Annotated in this window: 19 protein-coding genes; 11 read left to right on the top strand and 8 right to left on the bottom strand. The window is 59.8% G+C overall.

Going from position 1 to position 23,464, the window contains the following annotated elements; genetic code table 11:
• Positions 1-283: 283 nt before the first annotated feature.
• Together R3C19_08500 and R3C19_08495 are read right to left on the bottom strand one after the other, a co-directional pair.
• Entirely contained in the window at positions 284-1,672 is a 1,389-nt protein-coding gene (locus R3C19_08500; protein ID MEZ6060386.1) for a Gfo/Idh/MocA family oxidoreductase, read from the bottom strand.
• 225 nt (positions 1,673-1,897) lie between these two features.
• Positions 1,898-2,836 carry a formylglycine-generating enzyme family protein gene (locus R3C19_08495; protein MEZ6060385.1) on the bottom strand — a complete coding sequence of 313 codons (939 nt, stop codon included), beginning with the start codon at positions 2,834-2,836 and terminating at the stop codon, positions 1,898-1,900.
• A 573-nt stretch (positions 2,837-3,409) separates the two neighbouring features.
• Here R3C19_08495 and R3C19_08490 point away from each other — a divergent pair.
• The 3 genes from R3C19_08490 (at position 3,410) to R3C19_08480 (ending at position 6,132) form a co-directional block, all read left to right on the top strand.
• Positions 3,410-5,209 (top strand): HSP90 family protein, encoded by a 1,800-nt coding sequence (locus tag R3C19_08490; GenBank protein MEZ6060384.1) that lies wholly within the window; start codon positions 3,410-3,412, stop codon positions 5,207-5,209.
• A gap of 141 nt (positions 5,210-5,350) precedes the next feature.
• On the top strand, positions 5,351-5,800 hold the full coding sequence (locus R3C19_08485; GenBank protein MEZ6060383.1) for a hypothetical protein: 450 nt from the start codon (positions 5,351-5,353) through the stop codon (positions 5,798-5,800).
• Positions 5,797-6,132 carry a hypothetical protein gene (locus R3C19_08480; GenBank protein ID MEZ6060382.1) on the top strand — a complete coding sequence of 112 codons (336 nt, stop codon included), beginning with the start codon at positions 5,797-5,799 and terminating at the stop codon, positions 6,130-6,132. Before R3C19_08485 ends, R3C19_08480 begins: the two co-directional genes overlap by 4 nt.
• Positions 6,133-6,945: 813 nt before the next feature.
• On the opposite strand, the gene glgX is transcribed toward R3C19_08480, so the two are convergent.
• Positions 6,946-9,192: a glycogen debranching protein GlgX gene (gene glgX, locus R3C19_08475; GenBank protein MEZ6060381.1), complete on the bottom strand. Its 2,247-nt coding sequence runs from the start codon at positions 9,190-9,192 to the stop codon at positions 6,946-6,948.
• A 521-nt stretch (positions 9,193-9,713) separates the two neighbouring features.
• On the opposite strand from glgX, the gene R3C19_08470 reads away from it, so the two are divergent.
• From R3C19_08470 to R3C19_08460, 3 genes are read left to right on the top strand one after another with little or no spacing between them, the layout of a single operon-like run.
• Positions 9,714-10,376 (top strand): hypothetical protein, encoded by a 663-nt coding sequence (locus R3C19_08470; GenBank protein ID MEZ6060380.1) that lies wholly within the window; start codon positions 9,714-9,716, stop codon positions 10,374-10,376.
• 36 nt (positions 10,377-10,412) lie between these two features.
• Complete coding sequence (locus R3C19_08465) at positions 10,413-11,264, top strand: hypothetical protein (protein MEZ6060379.1); 852 nt, start codon at positions 10,413-10,415, stop codon at positions 11,262-11,264.
• The gene (locus tag R3C19_08460; GenBank protein ID MEZ6060378.1) at positions 11,245-11,370 is read left to right on the top strand and encodes a hypothetical protein; all 126 of its coding nucleotides are present in this window, start codon (positions 11,245-11,247) and stop codon (positions 11,368-11,370) included. The genes R3C19_08465 and R3C19_08460 overlap by 20 nt, the downstream gene beginning before the upstream one ends.
• 223 nt (positions 11,371-11,593) lie before the next feature.
• On the opposite strand, the gene R3C19_08455 is transcribed toward R3C19_08460, so the two are convergent.
• The 3 genes from R3C19_08455 to R3C19_08445 all read right to left on the bottom strand — a co-directional run bounded on the left by R3C19_08455 (position 11,594) and on the right by R3C19_08445 (position 15,264).
• Entirely contained in the window at positions 11,594-12,304 is a 711-nt protein-coding gene (locus tag R3C19_08455; protein MEZ6060377.1) for a hypothetical protein, read from the bottom strand.
• Between the two features lie 347 nt (positions 12,305-12,651).
• Entirely contained in the window at positions 12,652-13,701 is a 1,050-nt protein-coding gene (locus R3C19_08450) for a hypothetical protein (GenBank protein MEZ6060376.1), read from the bottom strand.
• Positions 13,702-13,839: 138 nt separating this feature from the next.
• Positions 13,840-15,264: a M28 family peptidase gene (locus R3C19_08445; GenBank protein MEZ6060375.1), complete on the bottom strand. Its 1,425-nt coding sequence runs from the start codon at positions 15,262-15,264 to the stop codon at positions 13,840-13,842.
• A gap of 200 nt (positions 15,265-15,464) precedes the next feature.
• Between R3C19_08445 and R3C19_08440 the strand changes: the two genes are divergently transcribed.
• The 5 genes from R3C19_08440 to R3C19_08420 all read left to right on the top strand — a co-directional run bounded on the left by R3C19_08440 (position 15,465) and on the right by R3C19_08420 (position 21,412).
• A complete protein-coding gene (locus R3C19_08440) occupies positions 15,465-16,388 on the top strand; it encodes a sugar phosphate isomerase/epimerase family protein (GenBank protein ID MEZ6060374.1) in 924 nt (307 codons plus the stop codon).
• 80 nt (positions 16,389-16,468) lie between these two features.
• Positions 16,469-16,621, top strand: a complete 153-nt coding sequence (locus tag R3C19_08435) for a hypothetical protein (protein ID MEZ6060373.1) — start codon at positions 16,469-16,471, stop codon at positions 16,619-16,621.
• Between the two features lie 477 nt (positions 16,622-17,098).
• Positions 17,099-18,769 (top strand): DUF6798 domain-containing protein, encoded by a 1,671-nt coding sequence (locus tag R3C19_08430; GenBank protein ID MEZ6060372.1) that lies wholly within the window; start codon positions 17,099-17,101, stop codon positions 18,767-18,769.
• A 116-nt stretch (positions 18,770-18,885) separates the two neighbouring features.
• Positions 18,886-20,244: a Gfo/Idh/MocA family oxidoreductase gene (locus R3C19_08425; protein MEZ6060371.1), complete on the top strand. Its 1,359-nt coding sequence runs from the start codon at positions 18,886-18,888 to the stop codon at positions 20,242-20,244.
• A gap of 67 nt (positions 20,245-20,311) precedes the next feature.
• Positions 20,312-21,412, top strand: coding sequence for an SGNH/GDSL hydrolase family protein (locus R3C19_08420; protein ID MEZ6060370.1), 1,101 nt, complete (start codon positions 20,312-20,314; stop codon positions 21,410-21,412).
• Between the two features lie 215 nt (positions 21,413-21,627).
• Here R3C19_08420 and R3C19_08415 read toward each other — a convergent pair whose 3' ends face one another.
• Together R3C19_08415 and R3C19_08410 are read right to left on the bottom strand one after the other, a co-directional pair.
• Complete coding sequence (locus tag R3C19_08415) at positions 21,628-22,107, bottom strand: hypothetical protein (GenBank protein MEZ6060369.1); 480 nt, start codon at positions 22,105-22,107, stop codon at positions 21,628-21,630.
• Between the two features lie 297 nt (positions 22,108-22,404).
• The gene (locus tag R3C19_08410) at positions 22,405-22,929 is read right to left on the bottom strand and encodes a DUF2752 domain-containing protein (protein ID MEZ6060368.1); all 525 of its coding nucleotides are present in this window, start codon (positions 22,927-22,929) and stop codon (positions 22,405-22,407) included.
• Between the last annotated feature and the right edge of the window lie 535 nt (positions 22,930-23,464).

The following is a 23,464-nucleotide window of genomic DNA, read 5'->3' as shown; positions in this document are numbered from 1 at the left end:
TACCAGTACCAGACTCCATTCAACCGTCAACAGAATTTCACCAGATATTTTCACCTGACTGAAGATACTAGGGTCGAGGATGATCGGTGCTTAGCCGGTCAAACGAGGGGAGGGTCGGCCGCGCGACGTGAGTTCCCTGTGCTCAGCCTTCCCCGCGATCGAACGCCTGAACGGCATTCGATCGGCGACCCTCCCGTTTCAACGGAGGGGTGAAACAATTGCCGCTCTGCACTGGCTAAATTTTTATCTGCCGATCGCCTGACGCTTCGTCGTTGCGGTTGCCCTACGCGTATTCGCGGTTCTTGACCAGACCCGGATACGGAATCGGGAACTTGCCGTCCTTCGATGGAACAGGCGACGGCGAATCCAGCGTCAGCTTGTCGATGCCGGGAGCGAATTCATGTTCGCAGTTCATCATTTGATCGAGCGTAATGATCTGTCCCGTATGGGCCGCCATGCGTCCCATTGACGTCACCACGCTGGCCATCACGCCGCGATCGGCTTCGTTGTATTCCTGGTCATCGCGAATCGCGGCAATCAGGTGCTTCCATTCGTCAACATACGGGTTGTTCTTTTCGGGCTGCGGAAATTCCCAGACCAGGTTGTTCTTGTCTTCGTTGTGCCCGCGGTAAATGCGGGCTCGCGACGGCCAGTGCGCCGCCGAGGAGATGACCGCCAGCCCTTTGGTGCCGTGAGCAAAACTGGCGAATTCCGAGTGGCAGCCCGGCATGGTTCGTCCGCCCACCAGCAGCTTGGTACCATCGCCGAACGTGTATTCGATGGAATAGACGTCGAAGTTCTGGTCCACCATGTCGCCGCGGTAGTGGCGACCGCCCAGAGCCTTCGCTTCCACCGGCCAGGCATCCTTCATCCAGCACGATTCATCGATGTTGTGAATCAGGAAGTCACTGACAGCTCCGCCGCTGAGCCACAGGAAACCGTGGAAGTTCTTGATTTGGTACTGCAGCTCGCTCTTTTCCGTGGCGGGCATGGGCGGACATGCGGCCGACCCGGTTGGTCCGGCTGTGCGGTAAGCTCGCATCATCGTAATGTCGCCGATCGCGCCGTCCTGGATTCGATCAAACAGTTCACGGCGAGCTTCGCAGTGGCGGCACATCAGGCCGACGGCAACTTTCAGGTTCTTTTCCTTCGCCTTCTTGTTCAGTTCCAGCATTCGAAGGGTGCCGGGGCCGTCGACCGTCACCGGCTTTTCCATGAAGACGTTCAGACCTTTTTCAATCGCGTAGGTGAAATGGACCCAGCGAAACGCGGGCGGCGTCGTGAGAATCACAATGTCGCCGGGATTCAGGCAGTCCATGGCCTGCTTGTAGGCTTCGAACCCGATGAAGCGGCGGTCTTCGGGAACATCAACCGTTCCTTTCGGACCAAATTCCTTGTCGATATTGCCCAGGCTGTTTTCCAGGTTCTTGTCGAACACGTCCGCCATGGCCACCAGCTTCAGCGGTCCGTTGTCGACGGTCAATGCGTTTGACGCCGCTCCTGTGCCGCGACCTCCGCATCCGACCAGCGCCAGTTGCAGGTTGTTGTCTTCGGCGGCAAACGCGCCGGGTGCGGCTTTGGTCAGCAGAGTCCCCGCAGCGGCGGCACTTCCGGCCGTTGTCAGGAAACTGCGGCGGGATGAAGATGAACGAGTTGGTCGGGACGTGGTCATGGAAACGGTGCTCCTGAGTGGAAAATCGTCGGAGGACGAGGATGGTGGTGATAAACGGGAAGTGATGTCCGACGACCGGCTGCCGCGGCATGAGCCCTGGCGGCCGGTCATTCAACACATCGGCGGTACTTTCGGCGGTCATCCTGTCCGCATGCAGAACTCCGTTGGTTCACAGTTGCGTGGTTCACGTCTTCTGTTTCACGGTAGGTGTCACGGTTAATTGCGTCACGATTCATTGTCGGGATCCAACTGAACGGGATCAGTCTTGTCCCACTTTGCCGCCTTTTCTTCGTCGGACGGTTCGACCAGCGGCCGGACGACTCGAAAACCGACGCCCAGCGCATCCGTATGGTACCAGATGCTCTTGGGGGTCTGAGGATCCTGTTCCTTCCAGCTTTCGTCGGAACCTTCCCGCGCGGCACTTCGCAGCATGTCAGGCTGGTCGTCCCAGCCTCCGCCCCGCACGACTCGCGGGTACAGCGTGACGGGTATCGCCAGGGGATTACTGACGTCCGCAGGCTGCTGACCGTAAAACGCCGGAACGTATTGGTCAAGCACCCACTCAGCGACGCTGCCGTGCATATCGTAAAGCCCCCACGGATTCGGCTTCTTTGTGGCGACTTCGTGGTACGTTTCGTTGCTGTTGCCGGCGAACCACGCGTATTCGTCCAGAGCCTCCGGGTCGTCCCCGAACGAGTATGCCGTGGACGTGCCCGCGCGGCAGGCGTATTCCCATTCGGCTTCGGTCGGAAGACGATAGTAGTGCCCCGTCTTGGCACTCAGCCATTTGCAGTACGTGCGGGCGGCGTGCTGAGTCATGCAGATCGCGGGATTCTGCAGCTTCCCCATCCCGAAACTCATGTCGGTGTACGGCGGAGTCGGCCGGGTGACGACGTCGGCCCGGTCATCCAGTTCGGTGGGCTTCAGTCCGAAAATCTGCCGTCGGGCGATGTCGATCTTTTCGCCCCAGATTTCGTACTGGTTCCAGGTGATCTCATGCTTCGCCATCCAGAACGGATCGACGCGAACAGTGTGTTGCGGACCTTCGTCGTCCTTTCGTCCTTCTTCGCCTTCGGGGCTGCCCATCGTGAATGTGCCACCGGGAATCGGCACCATGTCGATTACAACGTCCGTCTGTTCGATGACCTGCGCGTAGGGCTTCATTTCCGATTCGGCTGTGGCAGCGGCGGCGCCGCCGTTTGCTGCGTCGTGATCATCGGCAAGCACACAAGCGCAGCGTGGATTCCCGGAGAATCCCGCAGGCAACAGCAGGACCATCAGCACGGCGGCGAAACGCAATTGAAGTCGCGGGACGGTTGGCAACGAACACCTCGGCGATACCGGGAATGGGGCTGGAAATTTTCAGGCGGGATTAGCTGGCCGCGACGGCTGGCGGTGTTGTTCCTGCTTCATCATGCCACAAGTGGCCTGTCAGTCGTGATTCGATGGATGCACAAATATGACCGACGTTCGATAGAGCCAGGCTCCCGCCAGGCCGCGTGTGCCGTAACCCGTCCGATGTGGCAGCGGCTCGGCGGGAGCCTCGCCCTCCCGATTCTCGAACTCGTGCGATCCATCAATGTTCGGCTGACGAAGCACAAGCCGGAAGGCGTGCCCTGGCTCCGTTCGCGTTCTGAAATCGTATCGACTCACTGAATGAAAGTCGCTGTTCGGCATGGAAATTTTGACGTCGCCGCACCGGTCGACGAATTCCGACGCCGAAGATATCTTGCCTCGATGAATTCCGAACAGCATTTTCAGGTCGACCTGCGAGGCATCATCGACCTGTTGTCCGACCACCTGTACAGCGGGCCGCAGGTTTACATTCGTGAACTGATGCAGAACGCCGTCGATGCGCTGACCGCGCGGCGGATGAATGATCCGACGTTTCGCGACGATCAGATTCGACTGGAAATCATCCGCCCGGCACAGGTCGGACAGCCTCCCACGCTGATCGTCACCGACAACGGGATCGGGCTGACGGAGCAGGAGGTGCATCAGTTTCTGGCGACGATCGGCAAGTCGTCAAAACGGGACTTCCGCCGCGAAGATTTCATCGGGCAGTTCGGCATCGGGCTGTTGTCCGGCTTTGTTGTCTGTGAAGAAATCGTCGTCATCACTCGGTCGGTTCGCGATGGTCAGCCCACGCTGGAATGGAAGGGCCGCGCCGACGGAACGTACTCCGTGCGCACGCTGGACCACACCGTCGAACCGGGCACTCAGGTTTATCTTCGAGCGAAGCCGGGCTGCCACGAGTTTCTTGAGGCGGACTTCGTTCGAAAAATGGCGCGCCACTTCGGCCGCCATCTTCCCGTCGACATTCAGGTGATCTGCGGAAATCAGCGTGAACGAATTCACGAATCGCCGCCCTGGAAACCGGGTACCGCAGGCGACGCACTGCAACGCGATGACTTACTGGAATACGGGCAAAACGTCCTCGACCAGCAATTCCTGGACGCCGTGCCGCTGCGGTCCGACACCGGAGGAGTGCAGGGCGTCGCCTTCATCCTGCCGCATACGTCGCGGCTGCAGTCGAAACGCGGTCATCGCGTGTATCTGAAAAACATGCTGCTGTCGGAGACCGTCGACAACCTGCTTCCCGACTGGGCCTTCTTCGTCAAGTGCGTTGTCAACACCACCGGACTCCGGCCGACCGCCAACCGCGAAGGATTCTACGAAGACGAAACTCTGGAAATCGCTCGTTCGGAACTGGGAACATGCCTGAAACGCTACCTGATGCGGCTGGCGGATCACGATCGTGACCGGCTGAATTCAATCATCGCACTGCATCATCTTCCGATCAAAGCCCTGGCCGTTGATGACGATGAGTTCTTTGAACTGTTCATTGACTGGCTGCCGTTCGAGACGTCACTGGGCGAAATGGCGCTTGGCGACTATCGCCGTCAGCATTCCGGAATTCGGTACGTGCGATCCCGGGATCAGTTCCGGCAGATTTCATCCGTCACGGCCGCTCAGAAGCTGTGCATCATCGACGCCGCCTATACCTACGACGCCGAGCTGCTGGAAAAACTGGCGGCGCTGCATCCGGAGGTCTCCGTCGAACTCGTCGATGTCTCAGAACTTGCGCAGGAATTTGAAGATCTGACGCTGGACGAACGGGAATCCATCTTCGACTTCATCAAACTGGCAAACGTTGTTCTGCAGCCGTTTCAGTGTTCCGTCGATATTCGCCGATTTCGTCCGGACAGCTTGCCGGCCCTTTACACCGTGAATGACGAAGCGAGCTTTCTGCGGTCCGTGGAACAGTCGAAGGAAGGTGCCGACGATCTGTGGTCCGGCCTGCTGGACAACATTTCTCAGTCTCAGACGAATCATGCTCAGGCGCTGCTGTGCCTGAATTTCCGCAACCCGCTCATCGGCCGGCTGTCGCAACTCAGGAACCGCGAATTGCTGAAACGTGCCGTCGAAATGCTGTACGTCCAGTCCCTGCTGATGGGTCACTACCCGCTGAAGCCGCGGGAAATGACACTGCTGAATGACGGACTGCTGGGCCTGATCGAAGCCGCGATGGAATAGCTTCGCTGCAAGTCCCGCCGGTGCATCCCAATCGTGCTGAATTCGGCGGATTTCCGTGCCTGACAGACAAGTCATGCTATTCTTCGGGTCTCGACGGTCAGACCACGAGACCGGTTCGAGAATCCACCGCGGGAGAACTTCATGGCGGCGAGAAAGGCAAATATCGCGTTCGGCATCCTGGGATCCGCTGTCGGAGCAGCCATCGGATTCATGCTGTTCTTTGTGCTGGCACAGCAGGGACTCTACGCTCTGGCACTGCCCGGAGCAGCCGTGGGAATCGCGTGCGGCTGGCTTTCCGGCGGTCGTTCGATTCCGCTGGGAGTCGTCTGCGCCGTCGTTGCCTTCGCGCTCGGTGTCGTCATCGAGTGGAAATCCGACCCGTTTCCGGCTGATGAAAGTTTCTCCTACTTTGTCACTCATCTGCATCAATTGAAGCGAGTGACTCAGATCATGCTGGCGGTCGGAGCGGTCTTCGGCTTCTGGTTCGGAATCGGCCGCGACCGTGACATCGGGTTTTCGGAACGACCACGCCGCCCCGTTGCAGATGACGATTCAGACAGGGACTCAGACGACGACGGGACGGCACCGTGAACGATAAGACGCCGCTGGCCGATGAGCTGCGCCAGAAGCGAGTGTACGTGGGACTGCTGTCCGCCGGCTGTCTGATCGGAGCACTCGCAGCGGCGTTTGTCCCCGAAAAGGAAGGTCTTCAGGCACTTCTGATTCGAGTCGGATTGCTGCTGGGAGCGTTCTGGCTGGCCATGCCGTCCCGCAATCGGCCGGCCGCCTGGGCGAAGTTTTCACCGTGGACCATCGTCGGCATCGTCCTGTTTGCTGCCTTCCTTCCACGGATGAAGTTTCTGCTGCCGCTGCTGATCGTCGCCGGCGGCATCGCATGGCTGGTGCGCCCGCGGCGGAAGTAAAACTGCCCAAAGCAACCAGCAGGCGCCGCCCGGGTTTGGCGCTTCCAACGTCTGGTGCAGACAGTGAAAGGCGATGCAGATTCCAGCGATTCTCCGACCCTGCTTTCCAACATTTCGTCAGCCGCGAGCAGACGATGTTCGTTTTCCCTGCATCAAAAGGCAAAGGTGTCGCCGTTCACCCCGCAGCCAAAGGCGAAACACATCCATCATCAATTCAAGATCAAACAACCCAACGCCAACTCCACAACGCACATCCTGTACGACGTCGCCATCGGGCGGGGCCGGCATCGAGCGAGGCCACCTGCTGTCGAGCACTCTTGCGACATTCAGTTTAGCAGTTCAACTGTCGGAAAAAGACGGCTCATCCGTGACATGGGGCGGTGATCCAGATGCCAGCCAGGCCCGGCGGGCCGACAAAACGTTAGCCGGTGACGTGAGCAATCGGCCAAACGGCGAGTTTCTGGCCCAAGCCCCGGCATGGCGAGGCTTCCGCGGAGCCGCTGCCGTGTCGCGAGTGGTTGGGCGCACGGGAATCGGCAGGAGCCTCGCCCACCTGTTGGTACCATCTGTGTGAATCTGTGAAATCTGTGGACGGCCATTTCGAACCGCAACGTTCGGTGGAGTCACGACGTCTCACAACGCCTTCCGACGGCTGCGCCGCACAGCTTCTGCGAAGACGTGGTACACGGGGCGATCGAACATTTGGGAGCGACGGCTCCTGGCGAGCCGCGTGTGCCAGCATATCTCCGAGCGGCAGCGGCTCGGCGGGAGCCGCCCCTAACCTGCACTGGGTTTTCACTTCTGCCGGGTGTCTTACATTCGACGATGAACCTTGCCGGGGATGACCTTATGAGAAGGATGCAGCTCCGCGCGAATCGCCGGCCAGCCCGATTTCAGGATGAAGGTTGCCATGCTGTGCGATACCAGGTGATACCTTTCGCCCTGTGCCCAGCCGCGCGAGCTGTCGATCTGGCAACCGGTGTCAAACAGGGGAACCCAGCGTTCGGACGGTTTGTGTTTGGGAAGCACGAAGGCGACGTCGTCGTGCTGAGGATTCAGCAGCATCAGCAGCGTATCACCCACAATCTGTTCGCCGCGTTCATCGACTTCGTCCATGGATTCCCCGTTCAGCCGCACTCCCAGCGAATGCACCGCGCGGGAACTCCAGACGCGGTCGGTGACCTCCCCGCCTTCGGGCAGCAGCCAGGCAATATCCTTGACTCCGGCCCCGCGGATGCGACGTCCCTGAAAGAAGTTCCGCCGCTTCAGGACCGGCTGGTCCTGCCAGAGTTTGACGACATCGCGGCAGAACTGCAGGAAGTCCTGCTGCTCTTCGTTCAGGTCCCAGTTCAGCCAACTGATTTCGTTGTCCTGGCAATAGGCGTTGTTGTTTCCGTTCTGCGTATGGCCGAGTTCGTCGCCGGCTCGCAGCATGGAGACTCCCTGAGACATCATCAGCGTAGCCATGAAATTTTTTCGCTGGCGGTTACGCAGAGCCACGACGGCCGCGTCGGCTGTTTCCCCTTCAACACCACAGTTCCAACTGTTGTTGTGATTGTCGCCGTCGCGGTTCTGTTCCAGATTCGCAAGGTTGCGTTTATCGTGATAGCTGACGAGGTCTCGCAGACAGAAGCCGTCGTGGGCGGTGACGAAGTTGATGCTGGCGTATGGCCGTCGCCCGTTGTGTTCAAACAGGTCGCTGCTGCCGGTCAGCCGTGTCGCGAATTCGTTGACGGCGCCTCCGTCGCCCGCCCAGAACCGGCGGATCGTATCGCGGTACTTGCCGTTCCATTCCGACCACAAGTGAGGAAAGTTGCCGACCTGATAACCGCCACTGCCCAGATCCCACGGTTCCGCAATGAGCTTCACCTGAGAAATCACGGGATCCTGAAGGATGATGTCGAAGAAGGCACTCAGCTTGTCGACGTCGTGCAGTTCGCGGGCCAGAGCACTGCACAGGTCGAATCGGAAGCCGTCGACGTGCATTTCCTGCACCCAGTAGCGCAGGCTGTCCATGATCAACTGCAGGACACGCGGACACTGCATGTTCAGCGTGTTTCCGCAGCCGGTGAAGTCCTGATAATACCGGGCATTCCCGGGCATCATGCGATAATACGATGCGTTGTCGATACCGCGCAGAGACAGTGTCGGGCCCAGATGGTTGCCTTCTCCCGTGTGGTTGTAAACGACATCCAGAATGACTTCGATGTCCGCCGCGTGCAGGCAACGGACCATATTTCGGAATTCGTTGATGACCTCCACCGGACGAATGGCCGACGCGTACCGCGTGTCGGGAGCAAAAAACGACAGCGTGTTGTAGCCCCAGTAGTTGTCCAGTCCGGCAGTGACCAGATGCCTGTCGTCAACATGGTAATGAACCGGCATGAGTTCAATGGCGGTAACGCCGAGCTGCTTCAGGTGATCGATTGCCGCCGGAGAACACAGTCCGGAATACGTGCCGCGAAGTTCTTCGGGGACGCCCGGATGCCGCATCGTGAAGCCCTTGACATGAGCTTCGTAGATCAGTGTCTTGTGCCACGGCGTGCGCGGATGGCGGTCGCCTTCCCAGTCAAACGCGGAGTTGATGACGGTTCCCAGCGGAGCGAAAGCGGCGTTGTCGCGGTCGTCGCGCACCAGATCGTCCCGTTCGGTGTCGTAGCCAAACATCGAATCCGACCATTGAATGCCCCGCCCAACCGCGCGAGCGTAGGGATCCAGCACGATCTTCTGACCGTTGAACCGATGGCCGACGTAGGGGTTGTACTCGCCGTGGACGCGGTACCCGTACAGCTGTCCGGGTTTCAGGCCCGGAACATAGCCGTGCCAGACCAGATCGGTCTGTTCCGTCAGGTCCAGACGAACGGATTCCTGCTTGTCGGTGGCGTCGTCGAACAGACACAATTCAATGCGTTCGGCATTTTCAGAGAAAATCGCAAAATTGACGCCCTGGCCGTCCCAGGTGGCTCCAAGCGGATGAGGTGCTCCGGGCCACACCCGGGGAGCGTCGCGACGGGCTCGTGCGCCTCGCACGGGAATGGCTTTGAGCGTGGTTTTTGACATTCAGAACACCTCCAATACACCTTTTGGCAGGGCAGGAAGCTTAGCAACGTCCGAAAAAAGTGCAGCTCTGGACCCTATTTCAGCAAAATGGCCGGATGTCCATGAATCCGAATGTCAATGGGACATCTGGGGCGTCTGTGCGTGCTGTTCCGATTGAAGGTGTTTGCGAAATTTGGCAGGGAGAAACGTTTTCCGCAGCTTACACTCAGTTGGTGACAGATGCGGTCGATACCAAGATTCGAGAGTCCAGCGAAAACCGCACTCGGCGAGATATCCCGTCCGCGGCGGAGGCGGAATGGATGATCGGGGTCGCGAATGCCGCGGCGTCTTCTGTTCGACCAGCCCCAAATGGAGCTGGTCACAGAGTTTCTGTTTGACTCAAATTCTTTTGGCACCTTATAAAAGCCGGGCGGGATACGTCGTTTTGTTCGTGGCATCCCGACGCGGAATCCGCAGCGGATTGCTGTGGGCGGACGATTTCAATCGGATCATTTCAGCACTCTCGGGAAACTCGACACACCATGAAAGCCGCGTTTCCGAAACTTGCGACGATCGTTCTGGCGATCACCAGCGTCATGCTGATGGGAGCGTCCATTGCCGCCTACTACGGCCGGCCGGACGCGCGGACGGCCATGTTTTCGCCCGAACTGCAGGACTACAACTTTGAATCGTCCGGCGGCGACAGCCCTTCCTGGACGGTCACATCACGCATCGGCGCGAAGGATAACGTCGGGCAGTCTCCGAACGCCTACGAGGCCGTCGTCAAGGCGCGAGCTCACCTCAGCCAGAGGCTGGGCAACGAAACCTCAGAAATGACTCAGAAGGTTTCGGAGATCCGGGCTGAGATCGAAAGAATCACCGTCCAGCAGCAACAGGACATGGAGGCACTGAACACCCGGATTCAGACACTGACCGGTGTGGCCAACGGCTACGATCAGGAACTGAAGCAGAAGTCGCAGGAACTGCAGGCACTTTCCGTGGAAGGCAAGGCCACTCGCGACGAAACCGCTCAGAGACGGCAGGACGTGGTCCGGCTGCAGAATCAGTTGGAAGAAATCCGAACAGACCTATATCGGCTGCAGGAACTGCGGAAAACACTGACCGATCGTCTGCTGCGTCTGCAACTGGATGAGCAGACACTGCAGGCTCGCCGGCAGCAGCTTCAATCTCAAACCAATCCTTAATCGAATCAGCTAAGTCGTTGATGCGGAGAAAACTCGATGAATAACGTCGTCGGGAAGATGTTGGTCATTCTTCAACTGGTCTTCAGCATCCTGTTCATGTGTTTTGCCGGTGCGGTGTACACATTTTCGGGGCAGTGGCGAGAAAAGGCTCTTGAAGAAGAGAAGAAGGCGGCCAACTTCACCCAGCAGCTTACGGAAGAAAAGCAGTCCAACGTTCAGAACCTGGAAGAGATCAACAAGCAACTGGTCGCCGCGACGGAAGAACGCGACAAGCTGCGGTCTGATCTTCAGGAATCGCTGATCCGGACGCAGACGAGCACTGACCTTCTGGAGGAAGTCCGCCAGGAGCGGGATAAGGCCATCGCGGAAATCGAAGTTGCCAACGACGAAGCGGCATCGCGACTGGCGGAATCCACCGAACTGCGGGCCGAAGTGCAGGCTCAGCGAAACCGCATCAATGAACTTATTAAAATCAACCGCCAGCGTGAAGACGAGAATCTCGATCTGAGCGGTCTGGTCGCGGCCGCTCGCGAACGCGAAGGACAGAACATTCAGGAAATCGGACGCCTGACGGATCTGGCGCGGCAGAATGGAATTGACCCGCGACAGGCCGTGGTCGGACCGGTGCCGAAAGAAATCGAAAAGGTTGAGGGTCTGGTGACGGCGACTCACAGAAGCCGCGACCGCAGTCAGGAATACGTCGAAGTCACGATTGGCAGCGACGACAAAGTTTTCAAGGACCAGATTCTGACGGTCTACGGACCCGGGAAGTACAAGGCCGATATCCGCGTGTACGAGGTCAATCCCGACACGGCCGTTGGTATCGTTGTCGAAGACACACGTAACGGCAGCATCGAGCGAGGGGACCATGTCACAACGAAACTCTGATCCAACCGTTTACGACGGACTGATGTTTGTGTCCCTGGCCGCTGTCATCACGGGCATCATCTTCCTGTGCCTGACGCTGAACCAGTACAACTGGACCGGTCCATAATCCGTCCCCGCCGCGCAGCAGCGTTGCGGTTTCCGATGATTGCGTCATGGCGGTCCGCGACTGCGGCGCATTGTCTACGCATTGCAGGACATTGCCGCGCCGACTTCTGAATAAGGTATTTCAGCCGCGGCCGGGAACAACGCTCCGTGGAATCACAGGCGGTTGCGGTCCATGTCGGCGCCGGACGCTGCCGGGAGTTGTGCAACCCGGTCACGCCGGCCGGCTATTCGGCAATCGTGTACTGAATGCGCCCGCATTCACGGCACATGACGAATTCACCAAGGTTGATGCGAACCGCGTCCTGCGGCGTCACTCGCGTATTGCACGCCGTGCAGAAACCGCCGTCCATTTCGGCCAGCGCCGCCGACGCCATTGACTGGACAAGCCGGCGATAGGCACTGAAGCATTCCCCGGCGGGAATCGCGGTTTCTGCTTCCCGGATCTCCGCCTTCAGACGTTCAACATCGGCGACAACTCCCGGTTCGCGTTCCTTCACTTCCGAACCAATCAGAAGGGCGCGTTCCTGAGCCGCTTCGACTTCCTTCTGAAGCCGGGAGAGTTCCGTGGTGGCTTCATCGACCTGAGTCAGCAGGCTCAGGATTTCGTCTTCCAGCTTTGCATTCGCCGTCTTTTCGGCAGTGACCTGGGCCATAATGATGTCGTACTCTTTGTTCGACGAAGCTTCGTTCAGGCGCCGGCTGAGTTTCTGAATGTCGGCTTCACGGCTCTTCAGGCTCAGAGACTTCTGGTCCGCCGCTTTGCGCACGGTCTGGATCTGAGCCTTCTGGTCGTTACATGCCTGTTCGCCGGCGACGATTTTTTTCTCCGCGGCAGCAATTCGCCGCGGGCCGTGAGCCAGAAGCGTTTCGGCGGCTTCCAGTTGCTGCAACAGGTGATGTAGATGCTGCAAAGCATGAGACGTTTCCGTTGCCATTAAAACACACTCCGAAAAGAAGGGACTGGCCATTCCGGCATGAGCCACAGAACATGGCAGAGGAAGCCGGGCGGCGATGAACAAGAGGTGTCGATCACGCCAGGGTCAAACAGGATACGACTTTCCGCGCGGTGACGCCAGACACGGCGGCTCGCCGCAAACGATGGCAACCAATTTGGAAACTCTTAAGCGAATCGCGGCTCACCATTCCATGTCGAAGGCTGCCGGCTTCCCCGTCGCCAGACGGTACGCCGCCGCTGAATGTTTCGCAGCGACGCGTTCGTGCGCCTCCCGACGCATGACAGCCGACAGCAGAGGACGGGCATTCGTCACGCATCGCCGAATGTTCACAGCGTCTCCAGCCACGCCGTCAGCAGTGCCGGATACGACTGCAAATCATCCCGGTGAGACATTTCCGTCACCGTGTGGATGTACTTCACGGGGCAGGCGAACGACACGGTTCGGACACCACTGCGGCTGCGCTGGATGACGGCACCGTCCTGACCGCCCCGCGGCAGAATTCCTCGCTGGCACTTGATTCCCCGTTCCTTTGCGACCGCTTCGATGTCTTCAATCAGCCTGATGTCGGAGATCATCGACGAATCCATCACGTGCAGTGCGACTCCATCGCCGGCGATGGTGACGCGATCTTCCTCCGGAACGCCGGGTGTCTTGCAGCACAGCGTGGTGTCGCAGGCGATCCCGATGTCCGGATCGATGCCGAACGCCGCCGGCATGGCTCCGCGCAGGCCGACTTCTTCCTGCACAGTCCACGCCGCGTAGATATCGCAGTTGTGATGCCGCAGGTTTTCCAGACAGCGAATCTGCGCCCAGCATCCGACTCGGTTATCCAGACACTGCGACACGATACTGTTGCCGACTTCTTCGAACGGTCCGTCCAGCACGACCATGTCACCGATCTTCACTCTCTCGCAGACGGCATCATGTCCGAGTCCGGTGTCGATGAAGAATTCCCCGATCTGTGGCACCTTCTTCTTCTCTTCGTCGGTGGCGATGTGAATCGGCCGGCCACCGGGGTTCATCACGCCCGGCAGATCACCGTGTCCGGTCGTGCAGACGCGGACTCTGCGAGCAAACAGGTTTCGCGTATCGAAACCGCCGACGGGGTTCACTCGCAGGAATCCGTTTTCATCGATGTGCCGCACCAGAAAACCGATCTGGTCCATGTGCGCTGCCAGCATCACTCTCACTGGTGTGCCGGACGTCGAACCTGCCGCCGGTCGCGCCTTTCGCACGCCGATCAGCGATCCCATTGCGTCCGTGAAAATTTCGTCGAACAACCCGGCTGTTCGGACGTGGTCCTCGATCACTTTTCGAATGCGATCTTCGCGGCCGGGAACAGACGGCGTCTGGGTCAGCGTCTTTAGTAGTTGCATGTCAGCGTATTCGTTTCGGATTCGAGACTTCCAGGGGTGTTGACAGAAAGGAAAGCGGCCGCCGGCGGAGTGCCTGCGACCGGCAGGGCGAATCCATCCGGCGGCCCGATGCGGATGTCCGTTCGCGGTCGACTCGGGCTATCGTTTTTCCGGCGTCACCTCACCGTCGGCCAGCGGCAACACGGCGGCGAAGAGCCCCTGAATGACGCGTGTCATATGGGGAAGATCCAGCTTCGTCCATTCATCTCCGGGCTGGTGGTAGTCGGCATGCAGCGACCCGGCGGAGACGCTGTGAGCGATGACTCCCCGCTGCACGAACGAGGCGTTGTCGCTGCGCGTGTACAGCATCTCGCCGATGTCGCTGCGATCGAAGATTTCCACGCCGACACGAATGGAACCGGCATTCAGCAGATTCCCGAGATTCGAATGCCGCCATCCCGTCATCCATGCCTTCTCTCGCGCGTCGGATTCCGGCCGTCCGATCATTTCCAGGTTGACGTTGGCGACGATTCGGTCCAGCGGCCACAGCGGGTTTTCGGCAAAGTACTTCGACCCCAGCAGACCCTTCTCCTCACCCCAGAACGTCATGAAGATCACGGATCGCTTCGGCGCGGGATCCAGCTTTGCGAACGCATCGGCCAGCGTCAGCACTCCCGTGACTCCTGTGGCGTTGTCGTCCGCTCCGTTGTTGATGCGATCCATCCCGTGATCGACAACGCCGATGTGGTCCAGATGCGCGGTGATCAGAATGGCGTCGTTCGCAAGCACCGGATCGCTGCCTCGAATGACGCCAATCACGTTACGGACGCCGGCCGATTCGGTGTGCTGAGCGGGAACTGTCAGCGTCACGCTTTGACCGAGCAGGTCCGGTGCCGATTCCGACAGAATCACAACCGGACATTCGAAGCTGGTCACACCGGTTTCCAGATGAGCCTTCTGCAACAGCAGCGGCAGCAACTCCCGCAATATGCTTTCGCTGGCGGGAACGACAAGAATCGCCGGTGCATTCTTCGTTCGAAACTCGCGAATCCGCCGCCACCAGACGGCAAGAGCCATTTCCGGGCGACCGAGCGCCTGAGGAGGCAGCGGGATGTCCGGCACCAGGACGGGCCCTTCGATCCGGCTTGCTTTTCCCGCTGTCGCTGCGTCAATCACGGTTCCGGTCAACTGCGTCTTTTCCGGTCCCGTCGCCAGAACACCACGCACCGCGACGGAACGCCCAGCGCTGTCCAGCAGTTGAATCCCGTCCGCCGGCGGTCGACTGACGGTAAGCTGATGATTCTGGAAGTACGTGCCGTCGTCGCCGATCGCTTTCAGACCGGCGCCGTCAAACCGCGATGCCACGTAGGCGCTGGCGATGTCGAGTTCCTTCGACGGCGTGTCCCGGCCGGCCATTTCGTCGGACGCAAGAAACGAGATCGTACTGCGCACCGACTTTTCTTCGATCGTCGCCATGGCCAGCCGCTGTTCGTCGGTCAGCGGCGACACCGTGATGTCTTCGGCCCGGACAAACGAAGCTGACAGCACCAGCAACGCGGAACTGCAGCGAAGGAAGAATTGCATCAGCGAAGTTCCTGCTTGAAACGACGGAATGACCTTTGGGGTTGGACGGAATTCTACAGAGATCACCGCGACGGCACAGCGGTGGTGACGCCGAGGGGTGCCGCCGCTTTTCGGCGCTGTTTTGAACGACTAAGATGGCTGGCGTCGAGCGTGTCACATCCCGCCGTACCGCCCCTTTTCTTCTCCGGAGTGCTGCTGCCATGTCATCATTCAACCTGTCACGTCGAGGTTTTCTGCAAAGCACGGCTGTTGCCGCATCAGCAGTCGCTGCGGGGACCGCATTCGCCACACCGGCCTCTGCGGAACCCGGCTATCTGAAGGGCCGTTTGTATAAGACGCTGAAGATCGGCATGGTCAGGGTCGACGGGTCGCTGACGCAGAAATTCCAGGCCGTCAAAGACGCGGGTTTCGACGGCATCGAACTGGATGCTCCCGCGATGGACGTGAAGGAAACTCTGGCCGCCATCGAAGCCACCGGGCTGCCCGTTGACGGCACGGTGAACTCATCGCATTGGCAGGTTCGTCACTCCGACCCGGATGCCGGTGTGCGTGCGAAGGCTCTGGAATCGCTGCAGTCCGCGCTGCGAATGACGCACGCCGTCGGCGGGCACACGGTGTTGCTGGTCGTCGGCCACGGCAATGACGGCACGGAGGACGAAGTGTGGAAGCGTTCGGTGGAAAACATCAGCAAAGCTCTGCCGCTGGCGTCCGAACTTGGTGTCGCGATCGCCATCGAGAACGTCTGGAATCACTTCCTGTACGACCACGACAACGTCGGTGACCGAACTCAGACCGCTGAGAAATTCGTGAAGTATGTTGACGAATTCGATTCGCCGTGGGTCGGCATGCAGTTCGACATCGGCAACCACTGGAAGTACGGCAGTATGGGAGACTGGATTCGCCAGTTGAATCGCCGCATCATCAAGCTCGACCTGAAGGGGTTCTCCAGAGCACAGGACAAGTTCACGAAAATCGGTGAAGGCGATCTCGACTGGGCCGACGTTCGAAAGGCGCTGCAGGAGATTCGTTACACCGGCTGGGCAGCGGCTGAAGTTGGAGGCGGCGGGCCGGATCGCCTGAAGGAAATCTCAGATAACATGGACACGGCCTTTGGGCTTGTGTAGGGTCCCGCCCCTCACGGAAATTCGTCGCGCGGGCCTGTTGCCCGCGCGTTGTCGGAATCTTCAATTAAGAATCTGAATCAATGAGTGGACCAATCGTACGCACCGGCACAACCCCGAAGTTCTGGGAAAACTGGGACCGCGCTTTCGGCAAGTCGGCCGGTAAGAAGAAACCCGCGTCCGGCGCGAAGGCCGCCGCAAAGAAGAAGGCGGCAAAGAAAAAGGCGAAGAAATAGGCCGGCTTAGCGAGCGGCAGTACGGCGAATGCAATTGCGTCCGAGGTCACTCCGAAAGGCGAGGGCTCGAACCGTTGAACGCGTGTGCGAACCCCGCGATGCGTGCCGTTGCGGTCTCGTCACAATGTCAGAAGATTTCACGTCAGAAGATTCCACGCTGCCGGCGATTCAGAACTTGCCATCGTTGACAACGAATGGCGCTTCGCGGGAGTCACGCGATCGCAAACGACACGCGTGGCGATAACTTCGAAAGTCGAGCCGCGGCATTGTCTCACCGTGTGAACGTTCGTGGCGCGGTCTTGGCCTTCGATCCGGATGGCACGTTGAACACCGGCACTTGCGGGGGAAGCCAGCGAGCCGGTGAGTCCCGTCTGAACAACCAGCCGGAGCCGTGTTTCCCGATCGGGCGGCGGCTCGAATTCCGGTCAACGGTCGCACCGATCTCAGATTCGGCGGCAGTGAAATCACTCGACATTGATGAGCAGTTCCAATCAACGGCTGGCAATCGTCGCGGCAGTCACAGCCGTCTTCCTGGGCGTTTCTCTGCTGAGCGTTCCTGTTCCCGGCGTTAACGAACCGCACTACCTGTGCAAAGCGCGAGCGTTCGCTGACCCGAATTGGTGTTCCCGCGATTTCTTTCTGCAGTCCGGGAACGCTCACGCGGTGTTCTTCGCGGCCACGGGCTGGTTGCCGGAGTTCCTGCCGCTTGCGATGGTGGCGATTGTCGGCCGAACGCTGTGTTGCGTACTGCTTGCCTGCGGCTGGACTGAGCTGTCGCGCCGCCTGGGACTGGGGCCGCGCCAGACGCTGGCGGCCGCGGGACTGTTCGCCGCGATCAGTCAGACGGGGAACTTCTCCGGCGAATGGACGATCGGAGGCTTCGAAAGCAAAGTTCCTGCATACGGATTCGCCTTGATCGCCGTGGCGACGTGGGCGGGCCTGCGCGATGCGAATATTTCTGACGATCAAGCTTCTGTTGGTCGTGCCGCCCTTTGTGGCGCGGTACTCGGGATTTCCGTGGCGCTGCACCCGGTCGTCGGCATCTGGTTCTTCATCGCGATCACGATGAGCGAATCGGCAATCCTTGTCGCGGCGCGGATCGCGTCAAGACCGCTTCACGCGGCGCGGACCGGAGTGCTGTTACTGGCGGCTCTGGTCACCTCATTGCCGGGGCTGGTTCCCGCAGTCGGTATGCTGACGACTGACGCGGTGCCGCGGTCCGATCGGCAGACGGCTGACTTCATCCAGGTGTTTTCCCGTCTGGCCCATCACCTCGATCCGTCGACATTCCCGGCAATCGCATGGATTCACACGGCGATCCTGAGCGCGATTGTGGTGGCCGGCTCGACCCTGCTACTGAGACGAAGCAGGGATGTCGATGGAAGCCGTTCCGCGTGGCACCGCTGGCTGCTGCTGTTGACCGCGTCGGCGATCATCGCGGCGGTGGGTGTCGCTGTCGGCTGGCATACTGTGCCGGCGACGGAGCTGGAAAACTGGCAGATGCGAGCCTTCCTTTTGAAGTTTTATCCGTTTCGGCTGTTCGATGGTTTGCTGCCGATGTCTGCCGCTCTGGTCATGGCCCGCTGCGCCGGCAGACTCGTGTCGGCGATCGGCGTGCAGCGGGTTGTTGTGGAACAATCCGCCGAACATCCATTCAGCGCCGTTCCGAAAACGAGCACGACAACCGCTGACCGCACGCTGACCGGTCTAACAACTGCCGTGTGTCTTCTGGCGTTTGTACTGTCCGCGACGGGCCGAGCCGCGTCACCGGCGGGGTACGATTCCGAACAGTTCGCGGCGTGGCTGGATATCTGCGATTGGATTCGCCGCAACACCGAACCCGATGCGCTGGTCTTCACGCCCAGAGAATCGTTCGGTTTCAAGTGGTACGCCGAGCGGGCGGAATACGTCTGCTATAAGGACTGCCCGCAGGACGCCGCCGGAATTCTGGAATGGAATCGCCGGCTGTGGGCGATTCACGACTGGGCTCAGTCAAGCTTCCAGGACGGAGCCTTCGATGTTGCTGACCTGCAGCGGCTGAGAACGCAGACCGGAATCACGCACCTGCTGACCCGTAAACTGCATCCGTTCACAACCGAGCCGCTCTACGCCAACGGCATCTGGCGAGTGTACGCGCTGCCGCAGTGACGTGCGCTGCACAGCGACATCGTCAGGCTGCCTGCTGCTTGTCGTGTCAGCCCGCCGATTGGTATCTTGTCAGACAGTCTCGTTTCGCATGCTCGATTGAACGAAAGGCTTCCGTCGTGACTCATCCATCCCGCAGCCGTCGTCATTTTCTGAAGACATCCGCCGTTGCCGCGACCGCTGCGGTCGCCGGGCGATCGGCGTTTGCAGATGAACCTGCATCCGGTGACGACAAGCTTCCGAAGCTCAACATCGCCGTCATCGGCTGCGGCGGGCGTGGCGGCAGCAATCTGAAGTCGGTATCGTCCGAAAACATCACCGTGCTTTGCGACGTCAATGAACAGAACCTCGGCCGCGCGGCGGCGGACTTTCCGGAAGCCCGCACCATCACCGATCTTCGCAAGGTCTTTGACTACGCCGACGAATTCGACGCTGTCGTGGTCAGCACGTGCGAGCATACTCACGCGTTCGCGACTCTGCCGGCGCTGCGGCTGGGCAAGCATGTGTACTGCGAAAAACCGCTGACGTACAACATCGCCGAAGCACGCATCGTTCGGGAAACTGCCGCGAAAGCCGGCGTCGCCACTCAGATGGGAACTCAGATCCACGCCGGCGACAACTACCGGCGCGTGGTGGAACTGGTCCAGTCCGGAGCGATTGGCAAAGTGTCGGAATGCCACGTCTGGGTGGATCGTGCGTGGGGCCGGCAGTCACCGGAAGACGCTGAGCGGAATCGCGATATCGTCACCGTTCTGGAACGGCCGGACACGGCTGATCCGATTCCCGAAGGATTGAACTGGGATCTGTGGCTGGGACCGGCTCCCGAACGCCCCTTCAACAACGTCTATTTCCCCGGACCGAAGTGGTACCGATGGTGGGATTTCGGTAACGGCACGATGTCCGATCTGGGCAGTCACTGGATTGATCTGCCGTTCTGGGCGCTGAAGCTGAAGGCTCCGTCCACAATTGAAGCCAGCGGTCCGGAACCGCATCCCGAAATCGCTCCCGCGTCGATGCAGGTTCGCTACGAATACAAGGCCCAGGGAGATCAGCCGGAGGTATCGCTGACGTGGTACCAGGGCGACAACAAGCCCGACGTCTGGCGAGCCAGCGAGATTCCGCAGTGGCGCAGCGGTGTGCTGTTCATCGGCGATAAGGGCCTGCTGCTGGCAGACTACGGCAAGCACATCCTGCTGCCGGAAGACCAGTTCGTCGACTTCAAACCACCGGAACCGTTTATTCCGCCATCGATCGGACATCACGCCGAATGGATCCTGGCTGCCAAGACAGGCAGTCCGACCACCTGCAACTTTGAATACGCCGGCTGGCTGACCGAGGCGAATCATCTGGGCAATGTCGCGTTCCGAGCCGGAAAGAAACTGGAATGGGATGCCGCCGCCATGAAGGCCGTCAACGCGCCGGAAGCGGATCGATTCATTCGCCGGAAATATCGCGACGGCTGGAGTCTGGAAGGATAAGACAGCCGACTACCGTGACCGCGCTTTCTCTCCGGCAATCCGCGTCGATTCTGAAAGGAACCCACCGATGCTGACTCGACGATCATTTCTGGCCGCGACAGCCACTGCGGCGGCGGCTGTGCATTACCGGCCGTCACTCGCCGCGCAGGACGACAGTCTTCAGTGGCACGATGTGCGTGAATGGGGCGTCGAAGGACGCGGCTTTGATGATACGGTGAAGTACTTCGATCGCCTTCCGGCGCGGGCCGAATCCGTCGTGCGCGATGCGGTGTGGAACCTGAGCCGACATTCCGCGGGAATGATGACTCGGTTTCGCACCGACGCCACGGAGATTCATGCCGACTACGCGGTGACGTCCGATCGGCTGGAAATGCCGCACATGCCCGCCACCGGAGTCAGCGGTCTTGACCTGTACGCGAAGGACACGGACGGCGAGTGGAAATGGGTGGCTGTCGTGCAACCCGCCGGTCGGGAAACAAAGAACTCGATCATCAGCGGACTGCGACCCGGCCTGCGCGACTATTCCATCTATCTGCCGCTGTACAACGGAACGGAACGGCTCAGCATCGGCGTGGCGGGCGGTTCTGCATTCGAACCCATTCCGCCGCGTGACGAAAAGCCGATCGTCTTCTATGGAACGTCGATCACGCACGGAGCCTGCGCGTCGCGGCCGGGAATGCCTCATCCGGCGATTCTGGGACGACGTTTGAACCGGCCGGTGATCAACCTGGGATTCAGCGGCAATGGTCGGCTGGAACCGGAAGTCGGTCAGTTTTTGATCGAACTCAATCCCGCGGTTTACGTGCTGGACTGCCTGCCGAACATGACCGCCGACGAAGTGACGGCTCGCACTCAGCCCATGGTCGATCAGCTGCGCAGCGCTCATCCGGACGTCCCGATTGTGCTTGTGGAAGACCGGACCTACGCGAACGCCTGGATTCGGCCGGCAACTCAGGAACGCAACGACACCAGCCGAGCCGCGTTCCGGGCGGAATACCAGCGACTGCAGGACCGCGGTGTGCAAAAGCTTTTCTATTTGGAAGGGGAAAAGCTGTTGCTGGCCGATCGCGAAGACACGACCGATGGTTCGCACCCGAACGATCTCGGTTTCTGGCGACAGGCCAACGCCTTCGAGCCCGTTCTTCGCGAAGCGCTGTCAGCAAACTGAGGCCGTCATCGCCATCAATGCGGTCGTTTCGGCAAGGCAGAAGGGAAGTCGTCGGACCGACTCGTGCGGATCTCTCGCGCGACGGCGCAGAATTGGAGTCAGTACCGACGGAACGGCCCGCATAGCTGACTCGCGCAAAAAGGAGCGGCACTTCGTCGACGAAGGAACCACGTCGCCGAAGTGCCGCAACCCGACCCGATCTGCGTTGTTTGCTATTACTCGCGGAAACCGCCGGCACCTTCCAGTTGAAGGCCGGGGCCGATGTGTCTGGGAGGTCTGGCCAGCAGTTCCAGCTTCACGTCATGGCCACCGGGAATGGTCCCGTGTATCGAAATCAGCGATCGGATTTCCTGATGGGCTACTTCCGCCAGCGGGTCCGTCACGGAATACCATTCGAACCGTGTGGTCGATTCCATCAGCCGGCTGAGTCTGGTCAGATCGACTTGAAAACAGGCGTGATCAACTTGTCCGTCGCGGGGTCCGCCGATGATTTCGGTCGTGCCAAGGTACATGCAGACCGTCCAGCCGTGTTCGTCACCGTGACATTCGTAACCAACGCGACCCACATTTGTCAGCGGTTCGAAAAGTTCCGCGGCCTGTCGGATGAAGTCTTTCAGCCAGTCCGGCCTGTGGTCTCGCTGTTCCCTGCGTAATCGATACTCCTCCATCTGTTGAAGCAGTTCTTCAATCGACATGGGTGTTGTTACCGGGCCTGAAGGAATCGGTGTTTTTTGTGCCGCACTGATTGTGGCAGGTCGCAGCCGGCGGGATTGATTCTCCTTCCATGGCGGATCGCAATGCCGCGTGAACTGAACGAACGCCGCGATGGCGTTGTAAAGCTTCATATCGGGAACCATCCGGCACGGGTTCACCCGAATGCGCCGCGGTGGCACACTTCGCCCGCGGATCAGTCCTGTCTTAGCAGCGACGACTTGTGGCAACCGTTGAATCAGCCATGCCGGTTGGTCCGTTCGTCCGCATGAAGCGCAGGTTCACAGCCCCGCCAGCGTCAACACCCAGTTGACGATCACCGCTGCGACCAGCAGGCTCCAGACAACCGTCGCCGACAGGTGCCGGCTGAGTTCCGGATGACCGCGACGTATCAGTTGTCGCAGCATGTACAGGCGATACGGAATCTGGAACAGAACCGCTGCTGCCGGAAGCCAGCCAATTCGGTTCTCGCGAAGCGACGCAGTGAATTGTCCGTGGGCGAGCCGGATGAAACTGCGGGTCAGTCCGCATGCGGGGCAGACGACTCCGATCATGCTCCGGCTGAAGCAGATCTCCGGCAACGGGACGTTCGGCAGAAACACAAGCGCGACCCGCTGGTCCGGCCGCACCTGAAGCACCAGCGCCAAAGCCAGAACAACAATCGCTGAGAAGCACATCAGCCGGTGGTATGCCAATCGACGTCGCAGCGGTTCCGGGCACTCTGAAGCAGGACCCATCGCGCGCGGTCGTGTCGCAGCGCACGAGTCCGGCGGCTTCAGGGACGTGTTGCGAATGCACTCCGTCATTCCGGTTAGCTCCCGAAGACTGTCGGGGACGTGCGGTGTCCGATCATTGGAGCGTGTGGCAGGAGTCGATCGAAGACTTCCCGGCGCGTGGATTGATATTCGCTCGTTTTCCCCGCAGCCGCAAGGCACGAAAAGCGGACGCATTGCCGGTCAGGCACCGTCCAGTCGTCATCGCAGGCGGAAAGTGATGGCAACGGTGAACGGTCTCTGCGGCGATAGACCTGCTTCCGCCTGCCGCGCGCGACGCGTGATCGCTGAGTAGAATTCTTCCGAACGTTCGGGTTGTTCCGGATGATCCGACCGGAATGTGTTCGTTCTGCGGTCCGCACAATACCGGCGTACGGCGCCATGGCCGGCAAGTGAAACTGCGGCATTGACGAGGCATCTTCGGTTTATCGCGATCGGCGGCTGTCGGCAGTGACAATCGCGGATCGGGCGGCCAGGGCGGCGGGAAATGTGTGTGAATCCGGTAAGCGACTCGCGTACGATCTTCCGAAAGCGGCGCGATCGGTGAACTTCCTGCGGACATCGCCGC

It is taken from the genome of Planctomycetaceae bacterium (assembly GCA_041398785.1).
Classification (GTDB): Bacteria; Planctomycetota; Planctomycetia; order Planctomycetales; family Planctomycetaceae; genus JAWKUA01.
The sequence above is the reverse complement of the archived record's forward strand: the minus strand, read 5'-3'. Positions and strand labels throughout refer to the sequence as shown.

What these genes read in the sequence shown, in the direction of transcription:
- R3C19_08500 (MEZ6060386.1), bottom strand. Translation starts at nt 1,672, where the DNA reads ATGACCACGTCCCGACCAACTCGTTCATCTTCATCCCGCCGCAGTTTC.
- R3C19_08495 (MEZ6060385.1), bottom strand. Translation starts at nt 2,836, where the DNA reads ATGAAGCCCTACGCGCAGGTCATCGAACAGACGGACGTTGTAATCGAC.
- R3C19_08490 (MEZ6060384.1), top strand. Translation starts at nt 3,410, where the DNA reads ATGAATTCCGAACAGCATTTTCAGGTCGACCTGCGAGGCATCATCGAC.
- R3C19_08485 (MEZ6060383.1), top strand. Translation starts at nt 5,351, where the DNA reads ATGGCGGCGAGAAAGGCAAATATCGCGTTCGGCATCCTGGGATCCGCT.
- glgX (MEZ6060381.1), bottom strand. Translation starts at nt 9,192, where the DNA reads ATGTCAAAAACCACGCTCAAAGCCATTCCCGTGCGAGGCGCACGAGCC.
- R3C19_08470 (MEZ6060380.1), top strand. Translation starts at nt 9,714, where the DNA reads ATGAAAGCCGCGTTTCCGAAACTTGCGACGATCGTTCTGGCGATCACC.
- R3C19_08465 (MEZ6060379.1), top strand. Translation starts at nt 10,413, where the DNA reads ATGAATAACGTCGTCGGGAAGATGTTGGTCATTCTTCAACTGGTCTTC.
- R3C19_08460 (MEZ6060378.1), top strand. Translation starts at nt 11,245, where the DNA reads ATGTCACAACGAAACTCTGATCCAACCGTTTACGACGGACTGATGTTT.
- R3C19_08455 (MEZ6060377.1), bottom strand. Translation starts at nt 12,304, where the DNA reads ATGGCAACGGAAACGTCTCATGCTTTGCAGCATCTACATCACCTGTTG.
- R3C19_08450 (MEZ6060376.1), bottom strand. Translation starts at nt 13,701, where the DNA reads ATGCAACTACTAAAGACGCTGACCCAGACGCCGTCTGTTCCCGGCCGC.
- R3C19_08445 (MEZ6060375.1), bottom strand. Translation starts at nt 15,264, where the DNA reads ATGCAATTCTTCCTTCGCTGCAGTTCCGCGTTGCTGGTGCTGTCAGCT.
- R3C19_08440 (MEZ6060374.1), top strand. Translation starts at nt 15,465, where the DNA reads ATGTCATCATTCAACCTGTCACGTCGAGGTTTTCTGCAAAGCACGGCT.
- R3C19_08435 (MEZ6060373.1), top strand. Translation starts at nt 16,469, where the DNA reads ATGAGTGGACCAATCGTACGCACCGGCACAACCCCGAAGTTCTGGGAA.
- R3C19_08430 (MEZ6060372.1), top strand. Translation starts at nt 17,099, where the DNA reads ATGAGCAGTTCCAATCAACGGCTGGCAATCGTCGCGGCAGTCACAGCC.
- R3C19_08420 (MEZ6060370.1), top strand. Translation starts at nt 20,312, where the DNA reads ATGCTGACTCGACGATCATTTCTGGCCGCGACAGCCACTGCGGCGGCG.
- R3C19_08415 (MEZ6060369.1), bottom strand. Translation starts at nt 22,107, where the DNA reads ATGTCGATTGAAGAACTGCTTCAACAGATGGAGGAGTATCGATTACGC.
- R3C19_08410 (MEZ6060368.1), bottom strand. Translation starts at nt 22,929, where the DNA reads ATGACGGAGTGCATTCGCAACACGTCCCTGAAGCCGCCGGACTCGTGC.